Genomic DNA, 14,282 nt, shown 5'->3' with positions numbered 1-14,282 from the left:
CCACTACAAGATGCTGGAGTCGTCTCATGAACCACCGCTTGATCCGCCCTGCCACGAGGAGGGGAAAGGCGCTGCTGGCCCTCTTCCTGCTGGTCATCCTGGCCGGGCTGTGGCCGGCCGTGCTGCTGGCCAACCACGCCGTGCTGATACTGGGCCTGCCGGCGCTGGCGGCCTGGTCCTGCCTGATCATCCTCGCATCGACCGGCGTGATGCTGCTGGCCAACTGGCTGCTGCCCCTGCCGACCTCGATCACTCAGGCAGACCCCACCACAGTCGCACCAGGATCGGGAGAGCGTGTCGATGAGTGAGCCGATTCCGCTGCTGATGACGCTCGCCTACGTGGCCGTGGCGCTGTGGCTTGGGATTCGTGCCCGCGGCAGCCATCGCATGGACAGTCTCGAGCAGTGGGGCGTCGCCGGACGCAGCATGGGGCCCGTGGTGATGTACCTGCTGATGGGTGCCGGCAGCATCAGCGCCTACACCTTCATGGGCGCGCCGGGCTGGGCCTGGAGCAAGGGCGTGCCGGTATTCTACGTCGTCATCTACCTGAGCTATCTGGCCCTGATCGCCTGGTACTGCGGCCCCCGGGTGTGGGCGTTCGGCGCCAGACTCGGCCACGTCACCCAGGCCCAGGCAGTGGCGGATCGCTTCGAGAGTCCGCTGCTCGGCGCGCTGACGTCACTGGTGATGTCGATCGGCGCCATGGCCTATGCCGTCCTCCAGACCATCGGCGCGGCCTACATCCTGGAAGTGATGAGCGGCGGCCTGCTGCCCTTCACGCTCAATATCTGGCTGGTGCTGGGTACCATCGCGATCTATCTGTTCATCAGCGGCCAGCGCGCCATCGGCGTGACCAACGCGTTTCAGGGCGGCCTGATGCTGATCGTGGCCTGGACGATCGGGCTCTGGGCGGCCCATCGACTGACCGGCGACTGGTGGTTCGGCGGGGTCTTCGAACGCCTGCGCGAGACCCATGTCGACTTCCTGACGCTGCCGGGCGGCCTCGGCGACATGAGTTTCGCCTTCTGGACCTCGTCGATCATCGTTTCGATGTTCTCGTTTCAGCAGCCGGTCTGGCTGCAGTGGATGAGCGCCGACTCGGCCCAGAGCATCCGCCGCAGCGCCAGTTGGCTGCCGACCTACTACTTCGTCATCCTGCCGATGGTGGTGGTCGGTTTCATCGGCATCTTCAGCCTGCCCGACCTGGAGCGCGCCGACACCGTCGCCCTGCAGCTGGCATTCCAGCAGATGCCGCCGGTACTGGTCGGTCTGCTCGGCGCCGGCACGCTGGCCGCCGCGATGTCCTCCAGCGAGCCCTACATCCACGGCACCGCGTTGACCTGGACCCGGGACGTGATCCGCCCGCTGTTCAAGCTTTCGGAGCGACGCACCGGCCAACTCGCGCGCTACCTGATCTTTCCGATCATGCTGCTGATCGTCGGCCCGGTGGCCATGCTCAATCCCGGCAACCTGATCATGATCCTGCTGGTCGGGCTCGGCTTCGCCGCCCAGATGCTGCCGGCCTTCATCGGCCTGTTCGCGTGGCCGCGGGCCACCCGAGCCGGGGTGCTGTGCGGGCTGTCGGCCGGGTTCATCGTGACCGTCCTGTTCACGGTGGTGTGGCCCAATCCGCTCGGCGTCCACGCCGGCGCCTGGGGCTTGATCGTCAACCTGCCGCTGTTCGTCGCCGTCTCCCGGGTCACGCGTCCGGCCAGCGACGCAACACTTGCGCGCTTCATGGCGATCGTCGCCCCGGGACGATCGCCATCCCGCTCAAACGGCGAGCGCGAGACAACGCCCTCGTCCGCCATCACCTGAGCCGAAGCGCCACCGGCCCCGCGCGTCGGGACGAGCGGGGCCGGTGGCGTTCCGATTCAGCGAATTGGCGCTTCAGCGATCCGCGGTGACGCAGGCGCCGCCGTAGACCTCGGCGAAACACGGCGGCATGCGTTTCGGCCGGCAGCTCTCCATATCGATGCAGACGAAGCGGGTATGTGCACGCAGCAACGTGCGGGACGTTTCGACATGGCGCAGCTGGAAGCGCCGCTCCAGCGACAGGCGGCCATCGCAGCTGACGATCCAGGTCGAGAGCTGCAAGCGGTCGCCCTCGAAGGCCGGTGCCAGATAGTCCAGTTCATGACGGTGAACGACCATGCCGCGATTGAGCGCGCGATAGTCCTCCAGCGTCAGCCCCAGCGCGCGCGAATGCGCCCAGCTGGCACGCTCGACCCAGCGCAGATACTCGGCGTTGTTGACGTGGCCGTAGTGATCGATGCTCGAGCGCTTGACATCGATATCGATCACGAAAGGCGTGGGCAGGTCCCAGTCCATGCAAACCTCCTGGGTTGAATCAGATGGCGCCGCACCGGCAGCGATGGGCTCAGCTGCGATCCGGGCGATCGCGACCGCACTGCCAGCAACGGTCGAACACACCCTCGAGGCGTTCCCCGCAGCCCTGGCAGCACCACTCGGGCAAGGCCGTGGCGGGGCCCTCGAGAGCCTCTCGAACCAGCTCGATCGCCTGCGCCTCGGCCGCGGCGGCCACCCAGACCTCGGCCTCGCACTGATCGGGTGGCAGTTCGCCCGCCCCGCCGGCCAGGGTCATGTTGCGCAACGCGGCCGCAACGCCGCCGCTCTCGATCACGTTACGAACATGACTGACCAACAAGACATTGGCGTGACGAAAGACCCGAACCTGTTCGACGCTCATGTCACCGCCATCGGATCGTCGCGCTCATCAGTTCCGGAAGACCCGCACGCCGAGCGCTTTCAGGTAAGCGGTCTCGGGAATCGACGGATGCACCGGGTGATCTCCGGCCTGGCCACCACGATAGATGATCTGACCGTGACGATCCTGGTGGCGGACCGCGCCCCGCACGCACTCGACCAGGCGCTCCTCGAACAGGTGCATGGAGCAGGAGGCCGACATCAGCAGGCCATCGCGACCCAGAAGCCGCATCGCTTCGCGATTGAGGCGCGCGTAGGCGCGCTCGCCATTGGCGAGATCCTTGCGTTTCTTGATGAATGCCGGCGGATCGAGCACCACCACATCGAACTTCTCGCCCTCGGCGCGCAGCGCCGTCATCGCTTCGAAGACGTCACCGTGGCCGACAGAGACCTGCTCGTGGAGCCCGTTGAGGGCGGCGTTCTCGGCCACCCGGTCGAGCGCCGTCTGCGACGCATCGACACACAAGACCTCGCTGGCGCCGTGCGCCGCCGCCTGGACGCCCCAGCCGCCGACGTAGCTGAACAGATCGAGCACCCGCTTGCCGGCGACCAGACCGTTGAGCCAGGCGCGGTTGGCGCGATGGTCGTAGAACCAGCCGGTCTTCTGGCCGTCCAGCACCGGCGCCACGAAACGGACACCGTTCTCCTCCAGCAGCACCTCGTCCGGCAGTTCTCCGTGAACCACCGCCACTTCGGACTCGAGCTGCTCCAGGCGACGGCCACTGGAGTCGTTCTTGAACACGATCGCTCTCGGCGAGAGCACCTTGTCGAGCGCCGCGATCACCTCGTCACGCACCGTCTCCATGCCGAGGGTGTTGAGCTGGACCACGAGCACGTCGTCGAACCGATCGACGATCAGGCCCGGCAGCAGGTCGCCCTCGCAGTGGATCAGACGATAGAACGGCTTGGCGAACAGCCGGTCGCGCAGTGCCAGCGCCTGATTGAAGCGGTGCACCAGCAGCGAGCGATCGAGCCGAACGTCGGCATCGCGGGAGACGACGCGGGCGCAGATCAGCGAGTTCGGATTGACATAGGCGACGCCCAAAGCCTTGCCGTTGGCGGCCTCGATAGTCACCTGCGCCCCCGGCTCCAGGCCCTTGAGCGGTGTGGCCTGGATATCGATCTCGTTGGAATAGAGCCACAGATGGCCCGCCTTGAGACGACGATCGGCATTCTTCTTGAGACGCAGGGTCTGGGTCACGATTGACTCCATTGGCGGGGCTCCATCGGGAAGGACAACAGCAAAAGAGATAAAAAAGCGTTTCGGGCAGTGCGATATCGAACGGAGATCCTGGCGCATTCTAACAACACCCGCGAATTCCCCAACCCTCGAACGCACATAGCGGCCAGCCACCGCGCCCGAGTTGGAAAACCAGCGAGCGGCAAGGTTCCCGCCTCGCCGGTCAAGGTGCAGACGGAGACGGCGAGCGGTCAGTTCTGGCAGATCGCACAGTACACCGTGGCACGCTGCCCCAGCACGACATGGCGCAGCTCCAGGCCGCAATGGCGGCAGGGTTGTCCCCCGCGCCCGTAGACGTTGAGGCGCTGCGCGAAGTAACCCGGTTCGCCGCTACCGCTGACGAAATCCCGCAGCGTCGTGCCACCCTGGGTGATCGCCGCCGCCAGCACCGTCTTGATCGCGTCGACGAGGCGCTCGAAACGTTCGAGCGAGACGCGCCCGGCGGCTCGGCGCGGGTCGATGCCGGCCATGAACAGCGCCTCGGTGGCGTAGATATTGCCCACGCCCACGACCACCGCGTTGTCCATGATGAAGGTCTTCACCGCGGCTCGGCGTCCTCGGGAAAGCCGGTAGAGTCGCTGGCCATCGAACGCCGGCGACAGCGGTTCCGGCCCCAGCTTCGACAGCCGGGTATCCGATTCGACGTCTCCCGCCAGCCAGTCGACGAAGCCGAAGCGGCGGGGATCGTGATAGCGCAGGATATTGCCACCCTCTACCACCACGTCGACATGGTCGTGCTTCTTGGGCTGGTCGCCGACGCGGGCGATGCGCAGGCTTCCCGACATGCCGAGATGCCACAGCAGGGTGCGCTCCGCCAGCGGCAGCAGCAGATACTTGGCGCGCCGGGAAAGCTCGCCGAACCGGGCGCCGATCAATGTCGACTCCAGATCGCCAGGAATCGGCACGCGCAGGCTACGTTGGCGCACGATGACCTCGACGATCTCCCGTCCCTCGACGTGGGGAGCGATGCCGCGGCGGGTGGTTTCGACTTCGGGGAGCTCGGGCATGCGTCTGTTCTCGCGACTCTTTCATCACAAACGGATTCACCACAAACGAGAAAACCCGGTCGAGGACCGGGTTTTCCGTACTGTCATTCCTGCGCCGGCACTTCAGCACCAGCGGAAAGCTAGATCACTTGATCTTGGCTTCCTTGTAGATGACGTGCTTGCGAACGACCGGATCGTACTTCTTGAATTCCAGCTTGTCCGGGGTGTTACGCTTGTTCTTGGCCGTGGTGTAGAAGTGGCCGGTACCGGCACTGGACACCAACTTGATCTTGTCACGCATGTCTCGACTCCTTAAAGGCTGGCGCCACGCTTGCGAATGTCGCTGAGCACCGCATCGATGCCCTTCTTGTCGATGATGCGCATGCCCTTGGAGGACAGACGCAGCTTGACGAAACGCTTCTCGGATTCGACCCAGAAACGATGCGTGTGCAGGTTCGGGACGAAACGACGACGTGTCTTGCGCTGTGAGTGCGAGACGTTGTTACCAGTCACCGGACGCTTACCGGTAACCTGACAAACTTGGGACATGGAAGCCTCCGACCACTGGCGGGTTGGGTTGTTCGGTTTATCTCGGACATTCGGTGTCGAGATCGCTTTTCGCGACTCTTCCTGCCATCTCCGAAACGCTCGAAATGGCGGGCCGTCACCGTATGCCCCGATTCAAAGGGCGTACTTTATACCAGAGCCCCCTGCTCTTCGCAACAATCGGCGCCCTTCAAGCACCGCGTCGACTGTTGCCGATACACCGCAGGAGCGGCGACCACCCGAGAACATGGCGCGGCATGTTACCCGAATCCGACCCGTCTTCCCATCCGAATCTCGAAATTGAGGCTTTCCTACAGCCATCCCCGTTCCGCGAAGGAGATCACCTCGCCATCGCCGATCACGAAGTGGTCCAGCACCCGGATATCGAACAGTGCCAGCGCCTCGCGCAGTCGCTCGGTGATCCGCCGGTCGGCGTCGCTGGGTTCGGCCACGCCGGAGGGGTGATTGTGGGCGAAGATCACCGCACCGGCATTGTGCGCCAGCGTTCGCCGGGCGACCTCTCGCGGGTAGACGGCGGCGCTGTCGAGCGTGCCCTCGGAGAGGATCTCGAAGCGGATCACCCGATGCTGGGTGTCCAGAAACAGCGCCGCGAATGCCTCATGGTCAAGATGACGCAGCTGCGCGCTCAGGAAAGTCCGCACCAGCGTCGGCGAGGTCAGTGCCGCCTCCCGCTCGAGCAGGCTGCCCAGGTGACGACGGGACAGCTCTAGCGTGGCCTGGAGCTGCACAAACTTCGCTTCGCCCAGGCCATGCTCGGCGCAGAACCGCTGGCGATCCGCTTCCAGCAACTGGCGCAGCCCACCAAAACTGCTCAGCAGATCCCGTGCCAGGTCCACCGCCGAGCGCCCCTTGACCCCGACGCGCAGAAATATCGCCAGCAACTCGGCGTCGGACAGTGCCGCCGCCCCCAGCATCAACAGTTTCTCCCGCGGCCGCTCCCCCTCCGGCCAATCGCGTATGCCCATCGCCGCGTTGTCTCCTGCGTTCGCGAAGCCGTGTTCCTTTCATAGCGCCCCGGCGCCAGCTCGTCGCTCGTCGCCCGTCGCCCGTCGCCCGTCGCTCGTAGCTCGTCGCTCGTCGCTGATTAAAAGAGACATCGGCAGAACCGGCTGGAACTGTGACGGTGACCACGTTTTCCTGCGCCCAAAGTCGAATCGTCAACGCGTCGCAAGAACTACCATACTAGTCAGACAAGACAGTCAACCGTGAACACTGGAGCGCCCTTGACCACGACGACCCTGCAGACACTCTGGAACGCCTCGGACGCCGGACACGTACGCCAGCGGCTCTACGACGTGCTGCGCCACGCCATCATCCGGCTGGTACTGGCACCGGGCCAGGCACTCTCCGAGAAGGAGATCGCCGATGCTTTCGAGGTCAGCCGCCAGCCGGTTCGCGAAGCGTTCATCCGCCTCTCCGAAGCGGGGCTGGTCGAGGTCCGCCCCCAGCGCGGCACCTTCGTGGTCAAGATTTCGCCACAAGCCGTCTACAGCGCGCGTTTCGTGCGCGAGGCAATCGAGGTGGCGGTGGCCAAGTCGGCCGCCGAACAGGGACTCTCCCGACGCGGGATGGACGATCTGCTGGAACTGGTCGAACGCCAGCGCCGGACCATCGACAGCGGCGATTACGAACGTTTCTACGTGCTCGACGAAGCCTTCCACCAGACCCTCTCCCGGGAAGCGGGGCATGAATCGGCCTGGCGCTTCACCGAGGAGGTCAAGGCGCATTTCGACCGCGTCCGATACATCAGCGTGCCCGACGGTACACCGTTGGAGACGCTGGTCGACCAGCACGCCAGCATCGTCGCGGCGATCGACGCTCGCGACCCGGAAGCCGCCGAGCGAGCCGTGCAGGCGCACCTGAGAGAGCTTCTGACCTCGCTGCCGCGCCTGATCGACCGCTTCCCCGACCTGTTCGCCACCCACTGAAGCTGCCGCCTTCCCCAGCCGGAGATTCCATGAAAATCATCGATGCCCGCGTCATCGTCACCAGTCCGGGACGCAATTTCGTCACGCTCAAGCTGATCACCGAATCCGGCACCTACGGTATCGGCGACGCCACGCTCAACGGCCGCGAAATGGCGGTTGCGGCCTATCTCGAGGAGCACGTCGTGCCGGCGCTGATCGGTCGCGATGCCAGCCGCATCGAGGACACCTGGCAATACCTCTATCGCGGCGCCTACTGGCGTCGCGGCCCGGTGACCATGAGCGCGATCGGTGCCGTCGACATGGCGCTGTGGGATATCAAGGCCAAGGCCGCCGGCATGCCGCTCTACCAGTTGCTGGGCGGCAAGAGCCGCGAGCGGGTGATGACCTACGCCCACTGCACCGGCAAGGACATCGACAACTGCCTGGAGGAGGTCGCCCGTCATGTCGAGCTGGGCTACAGAGCCGTCCGTGTGCAGGCTGGCGTCCCCGGCATCAAGACGATCTACGGCGTCGCCAAGCGCGAGGGCGAGCGCTACGAGCCGGCCGATTCCGAACTCCCTGCCGAGCACGTCTGGAGTACCGAGAAGTATCTCAACCACGTGCCGCAGCTGTTCGCCGCGGTGCGCGAGCGCTTCGGCCACGAGCTGCACCTGCTGCATGACGTCCACCACCGGCTGACACCCATCGAGGCCGCGCGCCTGGGCAAGGCGGTCGAGCCTTACCACCTGTTCTGGCTCGAGGACTGCGTGCCCGCCGAAAACCAGGAGAGCCTGCGCCTGATCCGCGAACACACCACCACGCCCCTGGCGATCGGCGAGGTGTTCAATTCGATCCACGACTGCCGCGAGATGATCCAGAACCAGTGGATCGACTACATCCGCACCCCGCTGACCCACGGCGGCGGGATCACCCAGTTGCGTCGGATCGCCGACCTGGCCTCGCTCTACCACGTGCGCACCGGCTTCCATGGCCCCACCGACCTGTCGCCGGTGTGTCTCGGCGCCGCGATCCACTTCGATACCTGGGTGCCCAACTTCGGCATTCAGGAGCACATGCCCCACGACCCGCTGACCGACAGCGTCTTCCCCCATGACTATCGCTTCGAGGATGGCCACTTCCTGGTCGGCGAAACGCCGGGGCATGGCGTCGATATCGACGAGGAAGCCGCGGCTCGCTATCCCTTCAAGCGTGCCAGCCTGCCGGTCAACCGGCTCGAGGACGGCACCCTGTGGCACTGGTGAACCGGACACCTGTGAGCCCGGGTCAGGGCAATCGCGACACAGTCAGGAGCGTCATCGATGCAAGCCTTTGAAGTCAGTGCCCCACATGCCTTCGCCATCGGCGATCGGCCCGCACCGAGTGCGGCCCCGGGCGAAGTGATCGTCGACGTCGCCTACGCCGGCATCTGCGGCTCGGACATGCACATCATCCACGGCGACAACGCCTTCGTGCAGTTCCCGCGGATCACCGGCCACGAGTTCGCCGGCGTCATCCGCGCCGTGGGCGATGGCGTCGACCCCGCCCGTGTCGGCGACCGTGTCTGTATCGACCCGGTCGTCAGCTGCGGCCGGTGCTATCCCTGCCGGATCGGTCGCCCCAACGTCTGCAGCGCCATGCAGGTGATCGGCGTTCACAGAAATGGCGGCTTTGCCGAACGGGTCAGCGTGCCGGCGGCCAACGCCCACCGTATTCCCGACGATCTCGATCTCGATGCCGCCGCCCTGGTCGAGCCCTATTCGATCGCCGCCAATGTGCTTTCGCGGATGGACCCTCGGCCCGGCGACCGCCTGCTGGTGATCGGTGCTGGCGTGATCGGCCTGACCGTGCTGCAGATGGCCCGCGCCCTCGGCATCGAGGAGGTGATCGTCACCGACATCCTCGACGAACGCCTCGCCACGGCCCGCGAACTGGGTGCCAGTCACACCATCAACGGACGCCGCGAAGATCTCGAACGGGCCGTGCTGGCCGCCACCGAGGGCGAGGGGATCCCGCTGATCGCCGATGCCGCCTGCATACCGGCCATGCTGCCCGCCATGCTGCGCATGGCCTGTCCCGCCGGGCGCATCGGCCTGCTGGGCTTCAGTCCGACGCCCAGCGAGCTGATTCAGCTGGAGGTGATCAAGAAGGAGCTGACACTGGTCGGCTCCCGCCTGAACAACCGCAAATTCCCGGAGGTGATCGAGCATATCGCCACGGGTCGTCTCGATCCCCGGGCGCTGATCAGTCATCGCGTTCCGCTCACCGAGATGCCCGGCGCCATCGATCTGCTCGAGAACCATCCGGAACAGGCGCGCAAGGTGCTGGTGAAAATCTCGCCTTGAACGTCCGCTCGAGTCCGCCACCCATGCCGGAACAGACCCGGAACAGCGCTGGCCCGGACGACAACACCGACGCGTATCGACGCGACAGGAGACTCACGCCATGTTGACAACGACAACCCTCAAGCATCTGCTGGCCGGCGCGGCCCTCGGGGCCACGCTACTGGGCAGCCAAGCGGCGATGGCTGCGGATTACACGCTGAAGTTCGGCCATCTGGCCAACGAGCAGAACATCTGGAACAAGGCCGCGCTGAAGTTCAAGGAGCTGGTGGAAGCCAACTCCGACGGCCGGATCGAGGTCCAGGTGTTTCCCAACGAGCAGCTCGGCAGCGAAATGGATGTGATCAACAGCATCCAGCTCGGCACCGCCGACATGACCATCACCGGCGAGAGTCTGCAGAACTGGGCGCCCAAGGCGGCGATGATGGCCGTGCCCTACCTGTTCCGTGACGCCGACCAGATGCGCAAGGCCGTGGAGGGCGACGTCGGCCAGCAGATCGAGGCGCAGATCACCGAGCGCACCGGCCTGGTGCCGCTGGCCTGGTTCGAGCGCGGCCCCCGCGAACTCACTTCCAATCGTCCGATCAAGACTCCGGACGACCTCGACGGCCTGCGCATTCGCGTACCCAACGTGCCGCTGTTCGTCGACACCTGGGAAGCGCTGGGCGCCCGCCCGACCCCGATGGCGTTCAGCGAAGTCTTCACCTCGCTGCAGCAGAACACCATCGAGGCCCAGGAGAACCCGCTCAGCCTGATCGAAAGCGCCAGCTTCAACGAGGTGCAGAAGTACGTCGACATGACCGACCACGTGCGTAGCTGGATCTATGTAGTGATCGGCAAGCAGAAGCTCGAGTCGATGCCGGGCGATCTGCAGACCGTGGTGAAAGATGCCGCCAGCGAGATGCAGTCCTACGAGGAGACGCTGTTCGTCGAGGATCAGAAGCGTCTCGAACAGGCGCTCAAGGACAAGGGCATGACGTTCGTCGAGGTGGATCAGGCGGCCTTCGCCAAGAAAGCCGAGCCTGCCGTGCTCGACGCCCTGAACGACGAACAGAAGGCGCTCTACAAGGCCATCCAGGCGCTGTAATCCCCTGCGGGTTACGAGCCCATGTACTCGGGGGCAGCGCGCTCGCCGCCCCCGCTTTTCATCTCGTCGGGAGACCGCCATGTCGCAACCACAGACGGAGATTCACCAGGAGATTCAGGAAAACCTCGAGACACTGACCCGCGTGCCGCGACTGGGTGGCCCCATTGGCCGCCTGGCCAACGCCCTCGACCGCGTTCTGCTGACACTGGCCGTCATCGCGCTGGTGGGCCTGTCGCTGACCGTGCTGCTGCAGGTCGCCTCGCGTCTGTTCCTGCCCATCACGCTCTCCTGGACCGAAGAACTGACCCGCTACCTTTTCATCTACATGGTGGCGATGGGTGCCGGCGTGGTGCAGCACCGTCATCGCCACGTCAACGTAGAGCTGTTCCACGGCTGGCTCGGTTTCCGTGGTCGGGCTGCCTACCTGGCGCTGGTCTCGGCAATCACGTTCGCCTTCACGCTGATGGTGCTACCCAACGCCTGGCAGTTCGCCCAGATCGGTGCGTTTCAGACCTCGCCGACGCTGCGCATCCCCATGCTCTACATCTTTTTCTCGTCGGTGGTGCTGTTCGCCACGCTGCTGCTCTACAGCCTGATCGGTCTCGCCGAGGGCATCATCGCCATGGTTCGTGGTGAACGCCAGGAGGCGCCCTGATGGAAATCGCCGTTCTCTTCACCACCTTTCTGATCCTGCTGCTGATCGGTCTGCCGATCGCCTTCTGTCTCGGCGTGTCGTCACTCGCCTACCTGATGCTTGGCGGTATTTCGCTGACCATCGTGCCGCAGCGCATGTTTTCCGGCATCGACTCCTTCGTGCTGCTCTGCATTCCCGGCTTCGTGATGGCCGGCAACCTGATGAACGTGGGCAATATCACCCAGCATATCGTGCGCTTCTCCAACGCCCTGGTCGGCCACATTCGCGGCGGCCTGGGCCTGGCCAACGTCGGCGGTTCGATGATCTTCAGCGGCATCTCCGGTACCGCCGTGGCGGATGCCGCCAGCATCGGCTCGGTAATGATTCCGGGGATGTCGAAAGCTGGCTACGACAAGCCGTTCGCCGCCGCCGTGACCGCCGCCTCCTCCACCATCGGCCCGATCATCCCGCCCAGCGTGCCGATGATCATCGTCGGTTCGCTCTCCGGCATCTCCGTCGGCCGCATGTTCCTCGCCGGGGCGCTGCCCGGTCTGCTGCTGGGCGTGGCGATGATGATCACCGCCTACTGGCTGGCGGTGCGGCGCGGCTATCCCAAGGAGAAGCGCGCCACCTTCAGGGAGCTGATCAAGGAGGGCCGCAGCGCGTTCTGGGCGCTGCTGATGACCTTCATCATTCTCTACGGCATCATCGGCGGCCTGTTCACCCCGACCGAAGCGTCGATCGTCGCCAGTCTCTACGCACTGCTGGTGGGCACTTTCGTCTACAAGGGCATCAACTGGCGCAACCTGGGCGGGATCCTGTCCGACACCGTCATCACCTCGGCCTCGCTGATGCTGCTCGTCGGCCTGGCCAACCTGTTCGGCTGGATCCTGACCAGCCAGCAGATCCCGCAGATGCTCGCCGATGCGATTCTCAGCATCAGCAGCAACCCGATCGTGGTCATCCTGATCCTCAACCTGATCCTGCTGTTCGTCGGCGCCTTCATGGAGACCATCGCCGCGCTGATCATCCTGTTCCCGGCCCTGCTTGGCGTGGCGACGGGGGTCGGCATGGACCCGATCCACTTCGGCGTGATGGCGGTACTCAACCTGATGATCGGCCTGACCACGCCACCGGTGGGCGTCTGCCTGTTCGTGGTCTCGAGCATCGGCAAGCTGCCCATGCTGCGGGTGGCGAAAGCCATCGTGCCGTTCCTGATCTGCAACCTGATCGTGCTGATGCTGGTATCGTTCGTGCCGGCGCTGTCACTGTGGCTGCCCAACCTGCTGATGGGGAAATAGCCTCATGACCGCAGCCGACATCAACATCGAGCGTAAGCCGAGCCGACGCCCCCCGAGCGGGATCGGCATCGTCCACCTGGGCCTGGGGGCCTTTCACCGCGCCCATCAGGCGGTCTACCTGCAACGACACCTCGACCGAACCGGTGCGGATGACTGGGGCATCTGCAGCGCCAATATCCGCGCCAATCGCACCCTGGTCGAGCAACTGCGCGACGGCGACTGCCGCTATCACGTGGCCGAATTCAGCGACAGCGAGCATGTCACGCTGCGGGAAGTCACCGCCCTCCGTGAAGCGCTCTACGCGGGCCCGGACGGCCCGGACCGGGAGGCGCTGCTGGCGCGGATGAGCGATCCCGCCGTGCACATCGTCACCCTCACGGTGACCGAAAAGGGCTACTTCCTCAGCCCGGCCAGCGGCGAGTTGCTGACCGACGCGCCAGCGATCGCCCACGACATCGCCCATCCCGAATCGCCGGATACCGCACCGGGCATGCTGTTGGAGGCACTGGCGCGACGCCGCTCGGCAGGCGTCCCACCGTTCACGGTGCTCTGTTGCGACAACATGCCCCACAACGGCTGGCGCACGCGGCGTGCGGTGATCTCGCTGGCCCGGCATCGCGATGGCGAACTGGCAGAATGGATCGACGCCAGCGTCGCCTTCCCCTCGAGCATGGTCGACCGCATCGTGCCGGCGATGACCGACGCGGACCGGACGCGCCTGGCCGGACTGGGTATCGACGACCCTGCCGCCGTGGTGTGCGAGACCTTCAGCCAGTGGGTGGTCGAGGATGACTTCCCGCTGGGCCGGCCGGACTGGGAGGCCGAAGGCGTCGAGATGGTCGCCGATGTCGCGCCGTTCGAAACCATGAAACTGCGCCTGCTCAACGGCGCCCACTCGCTGCTCGCCTATCTTGGCGCGCTGGCCGGCATCGAGACGGTCGATGCCGCCGTTGCGCGCCCGGCGTTTCGCGGGTTGCTCCGGCACTACTGGCAGCAGGAAGCGATCCCGACACTCTCACTGCCGGCGGGGAGTGATGTCGCTGCCTACACCGACAGCCTGCTGGCCCGCTTCGCCAACGATAGCCTGCACCATCGGCTGCAGCAGATCGCCATGGACGGTTCGCAGAAGCTGCCCCAGCGCTGGCTGGCCGGTGGTGTCGAACGAATGACTGCCGGCGACGAGATCAGTGCGACCGCACTGGGCGTGGCCGGCTGGATTCGCTATACCGCGGGCACCGATCTCAACGGCCAGCCGCATCCGGTGGACGACCCCATGGCAGAGACGTTCGCGACGCTCCACCGTCGTCACGGCGACGACCCCGCCGCGCTGACCGACGCCTTTCTCGCCCTCGATGCCGTGTTTCCCGTGGCGATGCGCAACGACCGGCCGTTCTCCCGGCAGATCCTCGCGGCACTGGCGCGACTGGAAAACGACGGCGTGGAGTCCGCCATTGCCGCCTTGACCCTCAACGCTTCTGATCGGGACGCTTGATC

16 protein-coding genes are annotated in these 14,282 nt (G+C 65.3%); 9 read left to right on the top strand and 7 right to left on the bottom strand.

Going from position 1 to position 14,282, the window contains the following annotated elements; translation table 11 throughout:
* Positions 1–26 precede the first annotated feature (26 nt).
* Both DOM45_RS16150 and DOM45_RS16145 read left to right on the top strand, forming a co-directional pair.
* Positions 27–308, top strand: a complete 282-nt coding sequence (locus DOM45_RS16150; RefSeq protein WP_110602196.1) for a hypothetical protein — start codon at positions 27–29, stop codon at positions 306–308.
* Entirely contained in the window at positions 301–1,818 is a 1,518-nt protein-coding gene (locus DOM45_RS16145) for a sodium:solute symporter family protein (protein ID WP_110602195.1), read from the top strand. The genes DOM45_RS16150 and DOM45_RS16145 overlap by 8 nt, the downstream gene beginning before the upstream one ends.
* A 72-nt stretch (positions 1,819–1,890) precedes the next feature.
* Here DOM45_RS16145 and DOM45_RS16140 read toward each other — a convergent pair whose 3' ends face one another.
* The 7 genes from DOM45_RS16140 to radC form a co-directional block, all read right to left on the bottom strand.
* Positions 1,891–2,331 (bottom strand): acyl-CoA thioesterase, encoded by a 441-nt coding sequence (locus DOM45_RS16140; protein ID WP_110602193.1) that lies wholly within the window; start codon positions 2,329–2,331, stop codon positions 1,891–1,893.
* A gap of 49 nt (positions 2,332–2,380) precedes the next feature.
* Positions 2,381–2,710 carry a putative signal transducing protein gene (locus tag DOM45_RS16135; protein WP_110602192.1) on the bottom strand — a complete coding sequence of 110 codons (330 nt, stop codon included), beginning with the start codon at positions 2,708–2,710 and terminating at the stop codon, positions 2,381–2,383.
* A 27-nt stretch (positions 2,711–2,737) separates the two neighbouring features.
* Positions 2,738–3,928 (bottom strand): class I SAM-dependent rRNA methyltransferase, encoded by a 1,191-nt coding sequence (locus DOM45_RS16130; RefSeq protein WP_110602307.1) that lies wholly within the window; start codon positions 3,926–3,928, stop codon positions 2,738–2,740.
* Between the two features lie 230 nt (positions 3,929–4,158).
* On the bottom strand, positions 4,159–4,974 hold the full coding sequence (gene mutM / locus DOM45_RS16125; protein WP_110602190.1) for a bifunctional DNA-formamidopyrimidine glycosylase/DNA-(apurinic or apyrimidinic site) lyase: 816 nt from the start codon (positions 4,972–4,974) through the stop codon (positions 4,159–4,161).
* Between the two features lie 124 nt (positions 4,975–5,098).
* Positions 5,099–5,254 (bottom strand): 50S ribosomal protein L33, encoded by a 156-nt coding sequence (gene rpmG, locus DOM45_RS16120; RefSeq protein WP_035472447.1) that lies wholly within the window; start codon positions 5,252–5,254, stop codon positions 5,099–5,101.
* An 11-nt stretch (positions 5,255–5,265) separates the two neighbouring features.
* A complete protein-coding gene (gene rpmB, locus DOM45_RS16115; RefSeq protein ID WP_110602189.1) occupies positions 5,266–5,502 on the bottom strand; it encodes a 50S ribosomal protein L28 in 237 nt (78 codons plus the stop codon).
* A 308-nt stretch (positions 5,503–5,810) separates the two neighbouring features.
* Entirely contained in the window at positions 5,811–6,485 is a 675-nt protein-coding gene (radC, locus tag DOM45_RS16110; protein WP_110602187.1) for a RadC family protein, read from the bottom strand.
* Between the two features lie 258 nt (positions 6,486–6,743).
* On the opposite strand from radC, the gene DOM45_RS16105 reads away from it, so the two are divergent.
* The 7 genes from DOM45_RS16105 (at position 6,744) to DOM45_RS16075 (ending at position 14,280) form a co-directional block, all read left to right on the top strand.
* Complete coding sequence (locus DOM45_RS16105; protein ID WP_110602185.1) at positions 6,744–7,448, top strand: GntR family transcriptional regulator; 705 nt, start codon at positions 6,744–6,746, stop codon at positions 7,446–7,448.
* A gap of 29 nt (positions 7,449–7,477) precedes the next feature.
* Entirely contained in the window at positions 7,478–8,689 is a 1,212-nt protein-coding gene (gene manD / locus DOM45_RS16100; RefSeq protein WP_110602184.1) for a D-mannonate dehydratase ManD, read from the top strand.
* A gap of 57 nt (positions 8,690–8,746) precedes the next feature.
* Positions 8,747–9,769, top strand: coding sequence for a Zn-dependent oxidoreductase (locus DOM45_RS16095; protein WP_110602182.1), 1,023 nt, complete (start codon positions 8,747–8,749; stop codon positions 9,767–9,769).
* Positions 9,770–9,869: 100 nt separating this feature from the next.
* Positions 9,870–10,853, top strand: a complete 984-nt coding sequence (locus DOM45_RS16090) for a TRAP transporter substrate-binding protein (protein ID WP_110602180.1) — start codon at positions 9,870–9,872, stop codon at positions 10,851–10,853.
* A gap of 79 nt (positions 10,854–10,932) precedes the next feature.
* Positions 10,933–11,508 (top strand): TRAP transporter small permease, encoded by a 576-nt coding sequence (locus tag DOM45_RS16085; protein WP_110602178.1) that lies wholly within the window; start codon positions 10,933–10,935, stop codon positions 11,506–11,508.
* Positions 11,508–12,788 carry a TRAP transporter large permease gene (locus tag DOM45_RS16080; protein WP_110602176.1) on the top strand — a complete coding sequence of 427 codons (1,281 nt, stop codon included), beginning with the start codon at positions 11,508–11,510 and terminating at the stop codon, positions 12,786–12,788. Before DOM45_RS16085 ends, DOM45_RS16080 begins: the two co-directional genes overlap by 1 nt.
* Before the next feature lie 4 nt (positions 12,789–12,792).
* Positions 12,793–14,280: a mannitol dehydrogenase family protein gene (locus DOM45_RS16075; RefSeq protein ID WP_110602174.1), complete on the top strand. Its 1,488-nt coding sequence runs from the start codon at positions 12,793–12,795 to the stop codon at positions 14,278–14,280.
* Positions 14,281–14,282: the final 2 nt, after the last annotated feature.

It is taken from the genome of Salinicola lusitanus (genome assembly GCF_003206045.1).
In the GTDB taxonomy this organism is placed as follows: Bacteria; Pseudomonadota; Gammaproteobacteria; order Pseudomonadales; family Halomonadaceae; genus Salinicola; species Salinicola lusitanus.
Note: the sequence above shows the minus strand (reverse complement) of the source record. Positions and strands in the feature narration are given on the sequence as shown.

Coding starts and splice junctions, on each gene's coding strand:
- DOM45_RS16150 (WP_110602196.1), top strand. CDS start 27: ATGAACCACCGCTTGATCCGCCCTGCCACGAGGAGGGGAAAGGCGCTG.
- DOM45_RS16145 (WP_110602195.1), top strand. CDS start 301: ATGAGTGAGCCGATTCCGCTGCTGATGACGCTCGCCTACGTGGCCGTG.
- DOM45_RS16140 (WP_110602193.1), bottom strand. CDS start 2,331: ATGGACTGGGACCTGCCCACGCCTTTCGTGATCGATATCGATGTCAAG.
- DOM45_RS16135 (WP_110602192.1), bottom strand. CDS start 2,710: ATGAGCGTCGAACAGGTTCGGGTCTTTCGTCACGCCAATGTCTTGTTG.
- mutM (WP_110602190.1), bottom strand. CDS start 4,974: ATGCCCGAGCTCCCCGAAGTCGAAACCACCCGCCGCGGCATCGCTCCC.
- rpmG (WP_035472447.1), bottom strand. CDS start 5,254: ATGCGTGACAAGATCAAGTTGGTGTCCAGTGCCGGTACCGGCCACTTC.
- rpmB (WP_110602189.1), bottom strand. CDS start 5,502: ATGTCCCAAGTTTGTCAGGTTACCGGTAAGCGTCCGGTGACTGGTAAC.
- radC (WP_110602187.1), bottom strand. CDS start 6,485: ATGGGCATACGCGATTGGCCGGAGGGGGAGCGGCCGCGGGAGAAACTG.
- manD (WP_110602184.1), top strand. CDS start 7,478: ATGAAAATCATCGATGCCCGCGTCATCGTCACCAGTCCGGGACGCAAT.
- DOM45_RS16095 (WP_110602182.1), top strand. CDS start 8,747: ATGCAAGCCTTTGAAGTCAGTGCCCCACATGCCTTCGCCATCGGCGAT.
- DOM45_RS16090 (WP_110602180.1), top strand. CDS start 9,870: ATGTTGACAACGACAACCCTCAAGCATCTGCTGGCCGGCGCGGCCCTC.
- DOM45_RS16085 (WP_110602178.1), top strand. CDS start 10,933: ATGTCGCAACCACAGACGGAGATTCACCAGGAGATTCAGGAAAACCTC.
- DOM45_RS16080 (WP_110602176.1), top strand. CDS start 11,508: ATGGAAATCGCCGTTCTCTTCACCACCTTTCTGATCCTGCTGCTGATC.
- DOM45_RS16075 (WP_110602174.1), top strand. CDS start 12,793: ATGACCGCAGCCGACATCAACATCGAGCGTAAGCCGAGCCGACGCCCC.